This is a genomic window from Labrys sp. HAY1-8F (genome assembly GCF_056754975.1).
In genome coordinates this window covers 403,358-418,707 of record NZ_JBPGWZ010000002.1, presented here as the reverse complement: position 1 = coordinate 418,707, position 15,350 = coordinate 403,358, and the positions used below count along the sequence as shown (strand labels likewise).

General features: G+C 61.6%; 18 protein-coding genes and 1 tRNA gene. 14 read left to right on the top strand and 5 right to left on the bottom strand.

The features are described 5' to 3' along the window. The first annotated feature begins 45 nt into the window (after positions 1–45). From ACR9ZN_RS10905 to ACR9ZN_RS10895, 3 genes are all read left to right on the top strand, one after another. Positions 46–678 (top strand): FMN-binding negative transcriptional regulator, encoded by a 633-nt coding sequence (locus ACR9ZN_RS10905; RefSeq protein ID WP_481272217.1) that lies wholly within the window; start codon positions 46–48, stop codon positions 676–678. 35 nt (positions 679–713) lie between these two features. Further along, on the top strand, positions 714–1,559 hold the full coding sequence (locus ACR9ZN_RS10900; protein WP_481272216.1) for a YggS family pyridoxal phosphate-dependent enzyme: 846 nt from the start codon (positions 714–716) through the stop codon (positions 1,557–1,559). A 145-nt stretch (positions 1,560–1,704) separates the two neighbouring features. Continuing rightward, positions 1,705–2,028 carry a hypothetical protein gene (locus ACR9ZN_RS10895; protein ID WP_481272215.1) on the top strand — a complete coding sequence of 108 codons (324 nt, stop codon included), beginning with the start codon at positions 1,705–1,707 and terminating at the stop codon, positions 2,026–2,028. Positions 2,029–2,237: 209 nt separating this feature from the next. Here ACR9ZN_RS10895 and ACR9ZN_RS10890 read toward each other — a convergent pair whose 3' ends face one another. The 3 genes from ACR9ZN_RS10890 to ACR9ZN_RS10880 form a co-directional block, all read right to left on the bottom strand. Continuing rightward, positions 2,238–2,438 (bottom strand): hypothetical protein, encoded by a 201-nt coding sequence (locus tag ACR9ZN_RS10890; RefSeq protein WP_481272214.1) that lies wholly within the window; start codon positions 2,436–2,438, stop codon positions 2,238–2,240. Between the two features lie 677 nt (positions 2,439–3,115). Then, positions 3,116–3,412: an immunity 53 family protein gene (locus tag ACR9ZN_RS10885; RefSeq protein WP_481272213.1), complete on the bottom strand. Its 297-nt coding sequence runs from the start codon at positions 3,410–3,412 to the stop codon at positions 3,116–3,118. Positions 3,413–3,585: 173 nt separating this feature from the next. Beyond that, positions 3,586–4,425 (bottom strand): oxidoreductase, encoded by an 840-nt coding sequence (locus tag ACR9ZN_RS10880; protein WP_434956480.1) that lies wholly within the window; start codon positions 4,423–4,425, stop codon positions 3,586–3,588. 172 nt (positions 4,426–4,597) lie between these two features. Between ACR9ZN_RS10880 and ACR9ZN_RS10875 the strand changes: the two genes are divergently transcribed. From ACR9ZN_RS10875 to ACR9ZN_RS10860, 4 genes are all read left to right on the top strand, one after another. Next, entirely contained in the window at positions 4,598–5,221 is a 624-nt protein-coding gene (locus tag ACR9ZN_RS10875) for a TetR/AcrR family transcriptional regulator (protein ID WP_481272212.1), read from the top strand. Between the two features lie 72 nt (positions 5,222–5,293). Continuing rightward, a complete protein-coding gene (locus ACR9ZN_RS10870) occupies positions 5,294–5,881 on the top strand; it encodes a TetR/AcrR family transcriptional regulator (protein ID WP_481272211.1) in 588 nt (195 codons plus the stop codon). A 101-nt stretch (positions 5,882–5,982) separates the two neighbouring features. Next, positions 5,983–6,480 (top strand): hypothetical protein, encoded by a 498-nt coding sequence (locus ACR9ZN_RS10865; RefSeq protein WP_434956477.1) that lies wholly within the window; start codon positions 5,983–5,985, stop codon positions 6,478–6,480. Positions 6,481–7,268: 788 nt separating this feature from the next. Beyond that, entirely contained in the window at positions 7,269–7,709 is a 441-nt protein-coding gene (locus ACR9ZN_RS10860; RefSeq protein ID WP_434956476.1) for a lipid-binding SYLF domain-containing protein, read from the top strand. 66 nt (positions 7,710–7,775) lie between these two features. Here ACR9ZN_RS10860 and ACR9ZN_RS10855 read toward each other — a convergent pair. Both ACR9ZN_RS10855 and ACR9ZN_RS10850 read right to left on the bottom strand, forming a co-directional pair. Continuing rightward, positions 7,776–7,865: transfer RNA gene (locus ACR9ZN_RS10855), tRNA-Ser, on the bottom strand. Between the two features lie 104 nt (positions 7,866–7,969). Beyond that, positions 7,970–8,263 (bottom strand): PqqD family protein, encoded by a 294-nt coding sequence (locus ACR9ZN_RS10850; RefSeq protein WP_481272210.1) that lies wholly within the window; start codon positions 8,261–8,263, stop codon positions 7,970–7,972. Positions 8,264–8,457: 194 nt separating this feature from the next. Between ACR9ZN_RS10850 and ACR9ZN_RS10845 the strand changes: the two genes are divergently transcribed. From ACR9ZN_RS10845 to ACR9ZN_RS10815, 7 genes are all read left to right on the top strand, one after another. After that, complete coding sequence (locus tag ACR9ZN_RS10845; protein WP_454813980.1) at positions 8,458–9,549, top strand: sugar ABC transporter substrate-binding protein; 1,092 nt, start codon at positions 8,458–8,460, stop codon at positions 9,547–9,549. Positions 9,550–9,672: 123 nt separating this feature from the next. Beyond that, complete coding sequence (locus ACR9ZN_RS10840; RefSeq protein ID WP_481272209.1) at positions 9,673–10,632, top strand: ABC transporter permease; 960 nt, start codon at positions 9,673–9,675, stop codon at positions 10,630–10,632. An 11-nt stretch (positions 10,633–10,643) separates the two neighbouring features. Next, positions 10,644–12,146: a sugar ABC transporter ATP-binding protein gene (locus ACR9ZN_RS10835; protein WP_481272208.1), complete on the top strand. Its 1,503-nt coding sequence runs from the start codon at positions 10,644–10,646 to the stop codon at positions 12,144–12,146. A gap of 3 nt (positions 12,147–12,149) precedes the next feature. Beyond that, entirely contained in the window at positions 12,150–13,094 is a 945-nt protein-coding gene (locus ACR9ZN_RS10830) for an ABC transporter permease (RefSeq protein ID WP_481272207.1), read from the top strand. Between the two features lie 22 nt (positions 13,095–13,116). Continuing rightward, positions 13,117–13,878 carry an SDR family NAD(P)-dependent oxidoreductase gene (locus ACR9ZN_RS10825; RefSeq protein WP_434956470.1) on the top strand — a complete coding sequence of 254 codons (762 nt, stop codon included), beginning with the start codon at positions 13,117–13,119 and terminating at the stop codon, positions 13,876–13,878. A gap of 238 nt (positions 13,879–14,116) precedes the next feature. Then, a complete protein-coding gene (locus ACR9ZN_RS10820; RefSeq protein ID WP_481272206.1) occupies positions 14,117–14,857 on the top strand; it encodes an ROK family transcriptional regulator in 741 nt (246 codons plus the stop codon). Then, positions 14,806–15,336, top strand: a complete 531-nt coding sequence (locus tag ACR9ZN_RS10815; RefSeq protein WP_481274341.1) for an ROK family protein — start codon at positions 14,806–14,808, stop codon at positions 15,334–15,336. Before ACR9ZN_RS10820 ends, ACR9ZN_RS10815 begins: the two co-directional genes overlap by 52 nt. The last annotated feature ends 14 nt before the right edge of the window (positions 15,337–15,350 follow it).

The window sequence follows — 15,350 nt, the reverse complement described above, 5'->3', positions numbered from 1 at the left end:
CCTATCCTGACAGGAAACCAAGTCGAGTTTTCACGAGCCCTCACAATGTATGTTCCGCCCGCCTTCCGCGAAGACGATCCTGCCATCCTCCATCGCCTGATGCGGGATACGCGCCTGAGTACCCTGGTGACCGCAACGGCAGCCGGCCCGATCGGCACGCCCTTGCCTCTGTTCTTCGACCCCGTCGAGGGAGAGCATGGCACCCTCTATGGCCATCTAGCTCGGGCCAATCCGCACTGGCAGGCCGAGCCGATCGGCGACGCCCTGGCTATCTTCATGGGCGCGGACGCCTATGTCTCGCCCAACTGGTATGCCGCCAAGCAGGAGCACCACAAGGTCGTACCGACCTGGAATTACGAAGCGATCCATGCCTATGGGCCGGTCGAGTTCTTCGATGATCCCCGGCGCCTGCTCGAGGCCGTCACCCGCATCACCAACCTGCATGAGGGGACGATGTCCAAGCCCTGGCAGGTCAGCGATGCGCCACCGGCATTCGTGGAAGCGCAGTTGCGTGGCATCGTCGGCGTGCGCCTGACGGTCCGGCGCCTGGAAGGCAAGCGCAAGCTGAGCCAGAACCGGCCGGCTGCCGATCGCGCCGGTGTCGCGCGCGCACTCGCCGACAGCCCCAATCCCGCTGATCGCCGGATCGCCTCGCTCATTCCCCTCGATCCCACCTGAACGGTGGCTCGATATGAGACTGGGCGCTCCTATGCATGAACGGCACCGCTATGAATGAACAATATCTGGAAACTGCCGCCGATCGCGAGCGGGTTGTCGACACCGCCGAGACGGCCGGCCTCGACGAAAAGGACATCGCCCGCTTCGGGCCCGATCCAAAGGCGAGCTTTGCCGCCAATCTCGCCGACGTAGAACGCAGGATCGCAGCGGCCAGCCTGCGCGCCGGCCGGGAACCGGCCGCGGTGCGGCTTCTTCCCATCACCAAGACCGTGCCTGCTCCGGTTCTACGGCTCGCCTTCGCAGCAGGAATCCACGACTTCGGCGAGAACAAGATCCAGGAGGCACAGAGCAAGCGCGACGCCCTCGCCGACTTGCCGATCGCCTGGAGCATCGTGGGGCATCTGCAGACCAACAAGGTGAAATATCTCGCCCGCTTCGCCCGGGAGTTTCACGCTCTGGACAGCCTGAGGGTCGCCGAGATGCTGGACAGGCGCCTGACCATCGAGGATCGCTTCCTCGACGTCTACGTCCAGGTCAACACGTCGGGAGAGGACAGCAAGTTCGGCCTGCATCCCGACGCCCTGCTCGATTTCGTCGATCGGCTCGGCGACTTTCCGCGCTTGCGCCCCCGTGGGCTGATGACGTTGGCTCTTTTCAGCGACGACATGGCGCGCGTGCGCCCCTGTTTTCGTCTGCTGCGTACCCTGCGCGATCGGGCAGTGAAGCGCAATGCGGCCTTGACCGAACTCTCGATGGGCATGTCGGGGGATTTTGAAGCTGCGATCGAGGAGGGGGCAGACGTGGTTCGCGTCGGTCAGGCCATCTTCGGCAAGCGCCCTACATCGGATGGGCATTATTGGCCCGGCTTTGCCCCGGGTTAGAGACGGGTCTGAAGCCAAAACGGCATGACCGGGAGGCGCCGGTCCACGTGGACTCCTGAGGATTTGCGCGGCCAATGGCAAGGGAAGCAACCGAATTTACACTGTTTGGGCCGTGAATCCGTCTACCTCAAGACGGAGTTCGAACATGCCTGCAGCGCTCGCCATTGCCCAAACCTATTCGGGGCCCTTTGCTGAAGAATTGGCCAGGCTCCAGAAAACCAACCCGGTTGCCGACCCCAAACGCTGGGAACAGGCCAAGCATGATGCGATGGAATTCCTGACCGATTGGGGCGACCAGGTGGCCGAACTCGGCTGGAGCGCCAGCGATCTGTTCGGCCTGCATCCGACCGCGCCGCTTGCGCGTTATGACGCGATGGGGCTGATCTGGTTGCTGCAGGGGCAGGCCGTGGGCGAAATCACCGAGCAAAGTGCCCGCGTCGGTGAGACGACTTTCTACAGGGCGGTATGATAGAACCAAATTCGCGGATATGCCGTAGAGGCATCTAGGAATCACGCTGAAGTCACAGGCGGTCGACACACTCGCGCCAGTCAACGGCCACTACCGTAGGAGAGGTCGGCTGACGATAGTACCCCAATAGAACTCGCCCGGCGCATGGAGCGTCGGGCTTTTTTTGTGTCAGGAAGCTTAGCGGGTGTGCGTGATGCATCCCGGATCATTCATGCGCCGGATCGGTTCAACCCACATAGCGGCGCCGAGGGCGGACTATCACCAGCGATGATGCCGGCCACCATGCCTGCGCCATCCGTCATGCCCGCGCCTTCCGCCATGTCGGCGCCAGCCTTCATGACGACCACGACCCCAGCCGCGATGCAGGCCATTGTCGTGGTGCCGGCGCCAGCCATGCTTGCCCCAGCCATGCCAGCCGATCTGGTCGACTTGTGTTGCGGCGGGAGTACCCAAATGAATCGGAGCAAGGGCTGACGACGGAGCAACGCTGGCAGACAGCGCGCCGACGGCAATGAGAGTCGCGAGAAGAATTTTTTTCATGCAAAATCTCCAGTCGGATTTGACAGGTCTTATATTCCGTTACGTCATATGAATGAATGCTGAATGGTTTCATTATTCGAAACAGATCCTCTCGGATCGTCGGACGGGCGAGGGGGAGGATAGACCCGAAGATGTCTGTAGATTTCCCCACAGGAGGCACGTTACGCCCGAACCAGGTGGCGTTTCCATCAGGCCGGATCAACCCCGCGCTTACGGATCCAATCCGCAAGTGCGAGAGCCTTCAACATGCTGATTCACGCGCCGTTTTCACCCGCCATGTGCAATGCCCCTGCTTTGCGGCATCGGATGAAGCGGTTGTTGCAGGCGGTTCGGGGGCTGTATCGATCCGGCAAGTCACACCATGCCGCACCGGACCCAATGCCCAAAAGAAACCGCTCAGCACACGCCTGCCGTCAACGCGCGGCCCCCTTAGCGGCCCTTGGTCAACAGCAACTCGATCAAGCGCCATTCAAAGTCGGCAAGGTCATGTCCGCTCATCCTGAGTGTGAATCAGAATTTGCTGCAACATGGAGGGGCCTGTCCGCAGCTAATTGATGTTCGTTGCCCAGTCTCGGAATGTCTCAAGGAGCGACCGAAGGTGGAGGGGGCCGCCAGTGCCGTGAAACACGTTGCCCTCCGTCCAGCACGTCCACCAATCGGTTTCATGCTCATAGTTGTGCGCGATCCGATCAAGCGTCCGGCCGTCGCAGTCCGTGCCTGCAAGGTTGATCTCCAGCGACCAGCCCGGATTATCAAGGGTGCTGATCGAGGGGCCGAACCCGTGCTCCCAATCTCCGTCACACTGGGCTTCATACCAGCGGGCAAACCAATCCAGAACGTCCATCCGGCTACACTATCCGAAATCCGAATCGTACCGGAGTAGAAAGAACGGACCGCTCTCACAAACTCGCCGTCCCCAAATTTATGGGTTCACGGCCTGGTATCTGGCAGGAAAGCAGGCTGGCGCCGAGCGGGGTGAAACTCCCCGCCGGCCCAACAACAGAATCTCCAGTCAACTTACTGGGCGAAATCCGTCGAGCGGGAGACCTCCTCCCAGACAGCCATCTCCGTCTTCATCGTTTCGATCTTGTCCTGGACGAGCTTGAGTGCGTCGCCCCCGAGATAGAGCCGCACCGGCGGATTCTTGGCCGAGACCAGCTTGAGGAGTGCCTGCGCCGCCTTGGCGGGATCACCGGGCTGGTTGCCGTTTTTTGCCTGCCGGGCGGCACGGATCGGATCCATGACCGCATCGTAGTCGGCCAGACTGCGCTCGGCACGCACCATCGAACGTCCGGCCCAGTCGGTCCGGAACTGCCCCGGTGCCAACGCCGTCACATGGATGCCAAGCGGCTTCACTTCCTTGCCGAGAGCTTCTGAAATGCCTTCGAGAGCAAACTTGCTGCCGCAGTAATAGGTGATGCCCGGCATGGTGATGAAACCGCCCATGGAGGTGACGTTGACGATGTGGCCGGAGCGCCGCGCGCGCATGCCCGGCAGCACCGCCTTGATCATCGCGACTGCACCGAACACGTTGGCATCGAACTGGCGGCGCATGTCGTCCAGAGACGATTCCTCCAGGATGCCCTCGTGGCCGTAGCCGGCGTTGTTGACGAGAACATCGATAGGGCCGACCTCGCTCTCCGCCTGGGCGATAGCGTTCGGAACGGCCTCAAAATTCGTCACATCGAGAAGCACGGCATGCGAGCGGCCAGGTGCGAGTGCCTCGAACGCGCCTGCCGCGTCCGCATTGCGAACCGTGCCGATCACACGGTGTCCCGCCGAGAGCGCGCCTTCGGCAAAGGCCTTGCCCAGTCCCGAACTGACGCCGGTAATCATGAAGGTCTTGATGATGCTCATGCCAACTCCTTTCGTGGCGCGCCGTTTGGCTCGCCTTCTTATATCGTGACATTAATTATATATCATGATATAAATTTTCAAGAGACTTGGAAAGCAAGGAACTGAATCGACCATGGCGGAAACAAAGCGGCAGCCTCTAAGGGAAAGAAACCGGCAGCTTGCCCGCGAGGTCGTGCTCGACGCGGCCGAGCGCCTGCTCGAGAGAGGAGAGACAGCGGATTTTTCGATGCGGGCTCTGGCGGAGGAGGCTGGCGTCGGTTTCGCCACGCCGTTCAATCACTTCGGCAGCAAGAATTCGATCATGCAAGCGCTTTCGGCTCGCCTGATCCAGCGGATGGCGGCGCAGTTTCGTGATGAAGCACCCGGCGGCGATGCGATCGACCATGTGTTGGCGATGGGACGGATCAGCGTCGCGCTCTTGCTGGAAAAGCCGGATGTCCACAAGGCGGTGGTGGGATCACTTGGCATCGCCAATTCCGAGCCCGGTCCGGTCCGGCAAAACTCGCGGGAGCTCTGGTCGTTGGCATTGGGGGACTTCGCCGGCGTGGCAGTTGAGCTGAAGGGGATCGCCCAGGCGATGCTCGCGGACCAGCTTGCCTTCAGCTTCCGGGGCTGCGTCTCGTTCTGGATCGCGGGAGAACTTCAAGACGAGGAACTCGATGCCGCTTTCCGGACAGGTGCCTCCACGCTCCTTCTCGGCTTTGCCGACCCGGCGCGCCGCATCGACCTGATCGAGCAGATCAAACGTCTCCAGCGCCCCATGGAAGCGGGCATTTCTTCCTCGGCCGCCCACTGAATTCGGAACGGCCTCATCGTGGCCCGGTCTGCGGGACTTGACGACCATCCTACCAGAAGGTAGATAGGTCTCATGAGCAATTTGTCGACCACCTCTGACGAGATCCTGGCATGCGCACGGTCACTGATCGTCGCTGGTGGCTACAACGGTTTCAGCTATGCCGATATCGCGGCCGTGGTCGGGATTCGCAAGGCAAGCATCCACCACCATTTCCCAAGCAAGGTCGATTTGGTCCGAACGCTGGTTGCTCGCTATCGGCAAGAAGCCGACACGGGGATGGCAAATCTCGAAACTCACGCATCCGATCCGCTCGAACAGCTTCGCTTCTACACCGGCTATTGGGAAGCCTGCATCGCGGACGCCAGCGCTCCGTTCTGTGTCTGTGCGCTGCTGGCAAGCCAACTCCCGGTCCTGCCCGAGGAAGTTGGCCTGGAGGTCCGGGCGCATTTCCGTTCCCTCTCCAATTGGCTGGAATCCGTGCTGGAGCGCGGCGCGCGGCAGGGCCAACTGCGGCTGACGAGTACCCCTCGTGCCGAGGCCGAAATATTCATGGCAACGGTTCACGGCGCGATGCTCTCGGCGCGGGCCTATGGAGATCCGAAGATATTCGGTGTTGTGACAAGCCCGCTCATCGAGCGTCTCGCCTCGCGGGCGGGCTGAGCGCCCTCCCGCAATCTGGATCAGATCCTTGAGCCTGTAGAGTTTGTTTTTGAAACTACCTACTAGTTGGAAGTTTTCATCTGAACGCAAAGGAGACTGAAATGTTTGGAATCTCTCCCATTGGCTGGGTCCATACGCTCGGCAGCTTGCCCGCCATTCCACTGGCCCTGTACATGTTCGTTCGCTACGGACGAATCGTGCCCAGGTCGACAGCCGGCATCGTTTATTTCGTCTCGATGCTGATCGGCGCGGCAACGGCATTCCTCGTCGCACATCAGCCGGTGAGCTACATCATCGGTGCGACAACCATCATATTGCTGGTCGCGGGTTATGGCGTTGGGCGACTTCAATGGTTGGGACGTGCCGGGAGATTGATCGAGACGGTCTGCCTGAGCCTGACCGTATTCCTGTTGATGGTGCCAACCGTTACCGAGACCCTGCGTCGCGTTCCAGACGGCCATCCTTTCGTCACCGACTTGAAGTCACCACTCCTCCTTGGGGCCCAGGCCAGCCTTCTCGTCATTCTCGTCATCGGCCTGACAGCCCAGATCATCTATCTCAGCAGGCAGGGGAAGATTGCGGCGGGGCAGCATTATTGACCTAGCTGATATCGCAGAGGTGCATCCCAGCAGAAGGCTGTGGCGACCCTATCGTCAAATCAACGGGTGGGCGGGCAAGATAGAGGCGGGGCGTTTCATCTGTGCGCTCATTAACCATCATTCCACAGCGTCCATCATACCGCGATTGGCAATATCATTTTTCAGACACCGTTCATTTTTGTCTCGCTAATTATGCCCGCATAGCTGGGGGCGGCTTTTCCAGGAGACCATTATGAAGAAGCTTATTTGCGCCGTCGTCCTTTCCATTGCGGCACTTGGCGGGACAACTCTTGCCGCTTCGGCTGCCCCTCGGCATGATTGGCGGCATCCGGGTTTTGATCGCCACCATCATCGTCCCGTCTGCAAGGTCGTGAAGACGAAGACTTTCAAGCATGGCCGGCCGGTATGGGCGACGCGGCGCGTCTGTCGATAGGGACACCTGCGAACGCCTCAGACGCAAAAACCCCTCCGGTCTGCAGGCCAGAGGGGTAAACGCACCACCGCAACTCTAGGTCGAATGGGAAAACAGGAGGCCCGGCTTAGGGCTGGGGGGCTGTCTGATTAAAGACCCGGGCCTCCAAGCTTCCATTTCCAAAGAAGCATCCTGATCGTACGGACCCGCTCGCCTCCCAACAATCCATACCTTGGTATGGCGCCGGCCCGTTCATAGCCGGGACGAGGTCGCATGCCTGGAACTAACGACGGGCCAGAGTGTTTAGCTGTAGCTTTGACGCGACGCTAACATGCCCTTCTGGCCGGGCAACCGGCGATCTTGAGAGACTTGCATCATGAATATTTCGTCCAGATTTCGTACGATCGTGGCAGCGGCTGTGGCAACGGCAGGAGTTGGCCTCGCCGGCTCCGCCCATGCCGACAGCGGTACGATCCGCTTTTACGTCTACAAGGCTGCCTTCTTCGTGGGTGGCTCTGGAGGCGAGGGTACGTTGACCTTCCATGGTCGGCGCTATCCCATCTCCGTCGGCGGCATCTCGGGCGGCCTCGCTTTCGGAGCTTCCAAGACCTATTTCCAAGGCAGAGTGCGCAATATTCAGCGCGTCCGAGACGCGACGGGGGTCTACGGCGCGGCAGGCGGCGGCGGTGCGATCGGCAAAGGTGCCCAGGTGATCGTCATGACCAACGGCAAGGGCGCTCGGCTTGAACTGTCGGGGAGACAGGTGGGCCTCCAGGTCAACGCCGATATCACCGGTCTCGCCATCACGGTGAAGTAAGAGCCGTTGTGTCGGCGGTCGGCCACGGCCGCCGGCACTGGAATATCAAACCATAGACAAGAGAACTGGCGGAAGGGGTGGGATTCGAACCCACGGTAGACTTGCGCCTACGACGGTTTTCAAGACCGTTGCCTTAAACCACTCGGCCACCCTTCCGCATATTCGCGCCGCTGCAATGAGGTCGCGTGCGAATATGCGCGGTCTAGCAGAGTAGGGGGCTTCGTCAAGGTCTTCCGCGCCGAGAAAGCCGCTTTGATCACTCAGGTCGCTGGTGATCGATGTGCGACCGGCGTGATCAGCCCCTGCGCCGCCAGGGCTTGCAGACAGCCATCGACATCGTCGCCAGGGGCGTGTTCCAAGCCGAAAACGACCTGCAGTGATTGCGCGATCGAGGCGCTCGTGGCTTCGCCGTCGCACAGTTCGAACACCGCCGCGGCGGTCAGATTGAGATAGTGCACTTCCTCGCGTCGGGGATCGTAGACGACATAGCCGTCGGGCACCTCGTTGCAGGCCATGTCCGAAGCGCGGCGATAGGTCGTGACGGCTGTATTCATGGCAAGTCCCGGCGGTTGTTCGGCGGTACCCTATCCCAATTCCAGCGAAATCCGATAGACGGACCTTTGCATCGTCCAGGGAAGAAACACGCTTGACTCACTTAAATTCATCAATTTAATTAAAGTATGGCGGGATGAACCATAAGCATGAAAAGCCGCCTCTCGAACAACGAGATCCGAGGAGGAATTGTCCGATGGCTTCTGGCCATGATTTCATTGAGGCGGCCTTGATCGAACGCCGCCGCTTCCTGATCGGTTCTGCCCTTGCGGCCGGATCGCTGTTGCTGCCTGCCGGGGCGAGGCGCGCCTTCGCGGCGTCCGACCTTCAGTTCGCCAGCTCGATCCGTTCGCTGTCGAATGCCTTTCATGTCGCCTGGGACAAGGGGTCGAAAGCCTACGCGGATACGGTGAGTGCGCCCTATGCGGCCCTGGTGACGGAAGGCAACAGCGAAAAGGGAATAGCCGACATCAAGGCCATGCTGGCTAAGGTCGGCAACAAGCTGGTGCTTGGTGTCGATCCCAACGATGTTCCCGATGCCAGGCCGATCGTGGAGGCCGTCGCCAAGGCTGGAGGCCATGTCGTAACGGTTTGGAATAAGCCGGACGACCTTCACCCCTGGGATTTCGGTGATAACTATGTCGCACACATGTCGTTCAATGGCGTGCCGGCTGGTGAGCAGACAGCCAAGGCCCTGTTCGACAGTTTCGGCGGCGAGGGCGGCATCGTCGCTCTTGGCGGCATTGCCTCCAACGCGCCGGCCATTCAGCGCAAGCAGGGCCTGATGAATGCCATCAAGGCCAACGGCAAGGTGGAATTGCTCGATTTCCAGGATGCCGACTGGGACTCCACCAAGGCCAACAATGTGGTGGCCGCCTGGATCACGCGCTTTGGCGACAGGATCAAAGGCATATGGGCCGCCAATGACGGCATGGCGGTCGGCGCCCTCGAGGCGCTGCGTGCCGAAGGCCTTGCCGGCAAGGTTCTCGTCACCGGCATCGACGGCACCAAGGATGCGGTCACGGCAATCCGCAACAAGGAGATGGCCGCCACCGTCGACTGGAACCCCTATTGGATCGGCGGCATAGCTCTTTCCCTCGGCTATCATGCCGCCACCGGTGCGTTCTCTCCCTCCAAGGAGCCCAAGGACCATCGCGAATTCTACGGCACCGGCGTCCTGATCACGCAGGCCGATGTCGAGGCCTATTGGAAGACCAATATCGACGAAACACCCAAGGTCGACTGGAACGACCTGTGGGGCAAGGTTACGGGCCAGATCACTTATTGAGATCTCGCCCGTCGGCGATGCGCGACAGGCAAGGCAAAGTCCCTCCCAACTTTTCCTCGCTAGTGTTCGCGCATCGCCCCTCTTGCAGGGGCAGAGCGGAACTCTCGAACAAAGACAGTCGAAATGGCGATTTCCAGACAATCCCTTGCGCGTGCCGCGCCTGTCCTCGTCCTGCTCGGCCTATGCCTTGGCATCTCGCTGCTGGATGCGCAGTTTCTCACGCTCGGCAATCTCATTCGGGTGACCGCATCGGCGGCAGCGCCCCTGACGCTCGCCCTGGGTGTGACCTTCATCATCCTGATGGGATCGATTGACCTGTCCATCGAGGGATCGATGGCCGTGACGGCCGCGGCCCTTTGCGCCTTCGTGGCCAATTCCACCGGCACCGGTTTCAATCTCGGCCTGTTGGCACTGCCCATGGCGCTCGCGACAGCGGCGGCCTTCGGCTGCATCCTCGGGGTCATCCATGTGGTGATGAAGGTGCCGTCCTTCATGGTCAGCCTCGGCATGGGCTTCGTCGGCACGGGCCTGGCCACGGTCCTGCTCGGCGGCGAGAGGGTGCAGATCCTCGACCCATCGATCCGCGCCTTGGCGCTCTTCCGTCTGGGTGGTATTCCCCTGGCCGTCTATATCGCCGCCGTCATGCTGCTCATCGCCTGGTATGTGCAGGATCATACGCGTCTTGGCCGCCATATCATGGCTTTGGGAGGTGGCGAGGACCTTGCCAGAGCTTCCGGCGTCAATGCGGGACGGGTTCGCATCCTGGCCTTCACCTTGGCCGGCGTCTTCTTCGGTGTCGGGGCCGTCCTGGCCTGCGCGCGGCTCGGGGCCGGCAGCGCCGTGATCGGCAGCGGCCAACTTTTCACGGCGGTCAGTGCAGTCGTGGTGGGCGGAACCGCGCTGACCGGCGGCAAGGGTGGGGTATTCAATACGCTTGTCGGCGTCTTGATCGTGATGGTGCTCAACAATGGCATGATCATCGTCGGCCTGCCGACCTTCGTGCAGCAGGGTGTGCTCGGCGTGGTGATCATCGGGGCAGTCCTCTTGAATACGCCCCTGCGCGCGCTCTCCGTGGTGAAGTGAGGGCCGAAGCCATGCTCGAACTTATCGGCATCACCAAGCGCTTCGGCAAGGTCGAGGCCCTCAAGAATGTCTCGATCACCGTGAAGGCCGGCGAGGTCGTCGGCCTGGTCGGCGAGAACGGGGCCGGTAAATCGACGCTGATGAAGGTGCTCAACGGCATCAACCAACCCGATGCGGGCGAGATCCGCATTCACGACAAGGTGACGGCGATCGCCGGCCCGAAGGACGCTGCTGCCCGGGGCATCGGCATGGTGTTCCAGGAGCAGTCCCTGATCACCAATTTATCGGTGGCGGAGAACATCTTCCTGGGCAACGAAACCCCGTTCGTCCGTTTCGGCCGCATCGACTGGCGACGCATGGCCGCAGCCGCCACACGCCAACTCGCCAAGGTCGGCCTGGACGTCGATCCCCTGACCGTCACCTCGGAACTCAGCTTCGTGCAGCGCCAGATGGTTGAGCTCGCCAAGGTGCTGACCCTGGAGGAGGCGGTTGAGGGAAGCCTGTGCATCCTGCTCGACGAGCCGACTTCCGTGCTGGAACAGGCGGAGATCGACATCCTTTTCAATGTCATCCGCAAGTTGAAGCAGCGGGCCGGCATCATCTTCGTCTCGCATCGGCTCGACGAGGTCATCGACATTTCCGACCGGATCTATGTTCTCAAGGACGGCGTCACCGTCAGCCAGATGACCAAGGACGAGGCGAGCCCGGAACGCATCCACCACCTCATGGTCGGGCGCGCTGCCACGGGCTCCTACTACAAGGAGGACGGGCGGGCGCCGTTCCAGACGGAAATAGCCCTGCGGGCCAGGGGGCTGGCACGTGCGCGGGCCTATGCCGACATTGATCTCGACCTTCATGTCGGGGAGGTCCTCGCTCTGGTCGGCACCGAGGGGGCCGGCAGCGAGGCCCTGATCCGCAGCCTGTTCGGACTGGAGAAGATTCATCTCGGCAGTGCCCATTATCGCGGACGCAATCTGCGTTTCGTCTCCCCCAGCCAGGCGGTGTCCCTGGGGCTCGGCTATGTCCCGCGCGAGCGCAAGTTCGAGGGCATCGTCGAGGAAATGTCGGTCGAGGAGAACATCAGCCTCGCTCATCTCAGGGGCATGAGCCGCTTCGGTATCTTGAAATTCGGCGAGATCGGCCGCGCAACGCGCAGCCTCATCGACCGCATGCGGATCAAGACGCCGAGCGGCGATACGCTTTGCGCCAATTTGTCGGGAGGCAATCAGCAGAAGGTCGTGCTGGCGAAATGGTACAATGCCGGTGCTCGCATCTTCCTGCTAGACCATCCCACACGCGGCCTCGATGTGGGCGCCAAGGAGGATGTCTACGGCCTGATCCGGGAGCTTTGCGCCAATGGCTGTTCGGTCATCCTGATCGGCGACACCCTGGAGGAGGCGCTTGGGCTCGCTCACACCATCATCGTGATGAAGGACGGGCGCCGGACGGCACACTTCGACACGATGGCGGTTCCGCCGCCTGAACCGCTCGACCTCATCCGGCACATGGTGTGAAGCATGATACGCCTGCGTTTCCTCGCGCCCTATCTGCCCTGGATCGCCCTGATCCTCGCCATCCTCGTCGTGGGTGCGTTCGACGCACGCTTTCTCGATCCCATGACGCTGATCGGCCTGATGGCGGACAATGCCACCCTGTTCGTGATGGCTCTCGGCATGACCTTCGTGATCTATGTCGGATCGGTCGATCTGTCGATGCAATCGGTGGCCGCCATCGCCTCCATCGTGCTCGCTCTGTTACTGCCGGGACACGGCCTGATCGCCATTCCGGCCGCCATCCTCATCGGGAGTGTGTTCGGCCTGCTCTCGGGGTTCGTGCATGGCAAGTTGCGCATTCCCAGCTTCGTCGCCACCCTCGCCACAGGAGGTATAGCGGCGACAACGGCTCTTTGGATTTCGGGCCAGCGGGCGATCGGCATCCCCGGCGAAATCCGCGGCGACGCCCTGAGCTGGATCATTGGCTTCACGCTCGGCCTGCCCAACGAAATCTGGGTCAGTCTCGTTATCTTTGTCCTGGCCTTTGTGCTGGAGCAGGCAACGCCCTTCGGAAAGAGGATGAAGGCCGTCGGCTGCAGCGAACCCGCCGCAACCGTCTCCGGCATCCGTGTCGTCAGGATCAAATTGGCCGTCTTTGCCCTGGCTGGCGCCTTTGCCGCCATGTCCGGCGTCATGCTCGCGGCTCGTCTGTCAAGCGGAACACCCACCATCGCCAACGAATTCCTGCTCCCCGCCATTGCCGCGGTCGTGCTGGGCGGCACCTCGCTGACCGGCGGCAATGGCGGGGTTCTGCGAACGCTGGCGGGAACCATGCTGATCGCCGTGTTTCGCACGGGCATGACCTTCGTCGGGGTCAATGCTCTCGCGCAACAGATCGTCTTCGGCACGATCCTCATCCTGGCCGTCTGCCTCAACAGCGGCCATGCGCCCAAGGGCGTGATGAAATAGCCACCACTACATAGGAAAAACGATGCTCGAGAAATTTCGTCTGGACGGCAAGACCGCACTTATCACCGGGGGCAATCGCGGCATTGGGCTCGCCATCGCACACGCCTTGGGTGAGGCCGGAGCAAAGCTCCTGATTTCAGGGCGAAGCAAGGTCGAGGAGGCCGAGCAGGGTCTGGCCGATGCCGGCTATGATGTTGCCTTTGTCCAGGCCGACATTCGCGACCCGGCCGCGCCGCAGCGCCTCGTCGATGCGGCTCTCACACGCTGGGGCCAGCTCGACATTCTCGTCAACAATGCCGGCGTTGCCAGCCATGGCGATACCCCCGATTTCGACGAGGAGCGCTGGCGCCAGGTGATGGACACCAATGTCGATGCCGTCTTTCGCGGCTGCCGCGCGGCTCTCGTACCGATGCGCAAGCAAGGCAGCGGCGCGATCGTGAATGTAGGCTCGATTTCCGGGTTCATTTCCAATGTGCCGCAGAACCAGGTTGCCTATAACGCCTCCAAGGCTGCGGTTCACATGATGACGAAGAGCCTGGCCAGCGAGTTCGCCGCCGAGAACATCCGCATCAACGCGGTTGCGCCCGGCTATATCGATACCAACATGTCACGCGGCGGCATCGAAAACCCCGACTGGTTCCCGATCTGGCGCGATATGACCCCGATGGCCAGGGTTGGGACGCCCGACGAAGTTGCCGCTTGCGTGCTGTTCCTGTGCGCGCCGGCCTCGAGCTATGTCACCGGTGAGGTTCTGGTCGTGGACGGCGGCTATCTGACCCGCTGACCCCGCTCGTCTTCTCGGGCATGGAAAGGACTGGACCATCGAGGCGACATCCAGAGCAAAGCGCGCTTGAACGCAAACGCCTCTTTGCTCTAGTTCATTGTTTCCAAGCCAATCCAATGGATTGGCATGTGCGTCTTTGCGATTCTGGGCGATTCCGCCGAGTTGCAAAGCGCTTTAGGGTCTAAACAAGGCATGTCTCGTTGGGCAGGGCTGAAGTCCTGTCGGCATTGGTCGCGTCATGAATGAGTCCAACCGGGAAAGACCGGTCCCATCGTCCGCCGGGCGACGCAGGCCGCGAGGCTACAATGCCTCGCGGGTCGGCGACCTCAATCGGGGCCTGGTCATTGAGGGCATTCGGCAGTCGCCCGGGATCGGGCGCACGCATCTTGCCACTGAGACGGGCCTGACGCCTTCGGCCATCACCCAGATCGTCGCTGCGTTGATGGAAGAGGGGCTGGTGGCGGAGGTTGCAGCCACACCGGCGGCGGATCGTGCCGGGCGTCCACGCCTGGGTCAGCCTATCCGTGGATTGCGCCTCATCTCAGGTTACGCCGCCACGATCGGCCTGCACTTCGATCACGAGTTTGCCCGGGCCGTGCTCGTCGATGTTGCCGGCAACATCATCGCGCATGAGAAAGAGCAGTTGCGCATCGAGGAACCCGAACCGTCCACGCATCTGCTCGCTACGCTGTTCTCCCGCCTCGATGCCCATCCGATGCGCCCCAAAAAGCTGCTTGGCGTCGGCGTCTCGGTCATGGGGCCGGTCGATCACGACAGGGGGGCAGTCGGGCAATCGAGCCAATACCCCGCCTGGCGCAACTATCCCTTCGAAAAGGCATTGTCTGACCTGATCGGACACGATGTCTTCATCGCGATCAACGGGGCGGCGGCCGGCCTGGGGAATATTGGTTCGGCGGCGGCCATCATCTGCCCAGCTATATCTATGCCTTTGTCGGCTATGGCCTGGGCGGCGCCCTGATCTTCAACCGGCGGGCCGTACGCGGCTCCTACGGCAATGCCGGCGAGATCGGCCACATCCATACCTATCCGAACGGCGAGATCTGCTATTGCGGTGCCCGCGGTTGCCTGGAAACCGTGGTGTCGTTGCGCGGGCTGGCGCGTTTCCTGGGCAAGCCCAATGTCGAGTCCCTGGATTTTTCCGCACCGGGCTTTTGCGACGATCCCGATCTCAGCCGCTGGGTCGAGCAGGCGGGTACCGATCTCGGCCGCGCCTTGACCAGCGTGTCCAACATCGTCGACATCTCAAACGTCCTGATGAGCGGGCTGCTGCCCGAATCCGTGCTGGGACGCCTCGTCGAGCGCACGCGCCGCACAGTCGCCGCCTATCAGATGAATGCGCGGCCCAAACCCATCGTGTTGGAGCGGGCGCAGGCACCGAGCGACCTTGTCGCTGCCCTCGGTGCTGCTGCCATGCCACTTTACGGCAATCTGTTCTGACGCTTCCGGCGCCA

What these genes read in the sequence shown, in the direction of transcription:
- ACR9ZN_RS10905 (WP_481272217.1), top strand. Translation starts at nt 46, where the DNA reads ATGTATGTTCCGCCCGCCTTCCGCGAAGACGATCCTGCCATCCTCCAT.
- ACR9ZN_RS10900 (WP_481272216.1), top strand. Translation starts at nt 714, where the DNA reads ATGAACGGCACCGCTATGAATGAACAATATCTGGAAACTGCCGCCGAT.
- ACR9ZN_RS10895 (WP_481272215.1), top strand. Translation starts at nt 1,705, where the DNA reads ATGCCTGCAGCGCTCGCCATTGCCCAAACCTATTCGGGGCCCTTTGCT.
- ACR9ZN_RS10890 (WP_481272214.1), bottom strand. Translation starts at nt 2,438, where the DNA reads ATGGCTGGGGCAAGCATGGCTGGCGCCGGCACCACGACAATGGCCTGC.
- ACR9ZN_RS10885 (WP_481272213.1), bottom strand. Translation starts at nt 3,412, where the DNA reads ATGGACGTTCTGGATTGGTTTGCCCGCTGGTATGAAGCCCAGTGTGAC.
- ACR9ZN_RS10880 (WP_434956480.1), bottom strand. Translation starts at nt 4,425, where the DNA reads ATGAGCATCATCAAGACCTTCATGATTACCGGCGTCAGTTCGGGACTG.
- ACR9ZN_RS10870 (WP_481272211.1), top strand. Translation starts at nt 5,294, where the DNA reads ATGAGCAATTTGTCGACCACCTCTGACGAGATCCTGGCATGCGCACGG.
- ACR9ZN_RS10865 (WP_434956477.1), top strand. Translation starts at nt 5,983, where the DNA reads ATGTTTGGAATCTCTCCCATTGGCTGGGTCCATACGCTCGGCAGCTTG.
- ACR9ZN_RS10860 (WP_434956476.1), top strand. Translation starts at nt 7,269, where the DNA reads ATGAATATTTCGTCCAGATTTCGTACGATCGTGGCAGCGGCTGTGGCA.
- ACR9ZN_RS10850 (WP_481272210.1), bottom strand. Translation starts at nt 8,263, where the DNA reads ATGAATACAGCCGTCACGACCTATCGCCGCGCTTCGGACATGGCCTGC.
- ACR9ZN_RS10845 (WP_454813980.1), top strand. Translation starts at nt 8,458, where the DNA reads ATGGCTTCTGGCCATGATTTCATTGAGGCGGCCTTGATCGAACGCCGC.
- ACR9ZN_RS10840 (WP_481272209.1), top strand. Translation starts at nt 9,673, where the DNA reads ATGGCGATTTCCAGACAATCCCTTGCGCGTGCCGCGCCTGTCCTCGTC.
- ACR9ZN_RS10835 (WP_481272208.1), top strand. Translation starts at nt 10,644, where the DNA reads ATGCTCGAACTTATCGGCATCACCAAGCGCTTCGGCAAGGTCGAGGCC.
- ACR9ZN_RS10830 (WP_481272207.1), top strand. Translation starts at nt 12,150, where the DNA reads ATGATACGCCTGCGTTTCCTCGCGCCCTATCTGCCCTGGATCGCCCTG.
- ACR9ZN_RS10825 (WP_434956470.1), top strand. Translation starts at nt 13,117, where the DNA reads ATGCTCGAGAAATTTCGTCTGGACGGCAAGACCGCACTTATCACCGGG.
- ACR9ZN_RS10820 (WP_481272206.1), top strand. Translation starts at nt 14,117, where the DNA reads ATGAATGAGTCCAACCGGGAAAGACCGGTCCCATCGTCCGCCGGGCGA.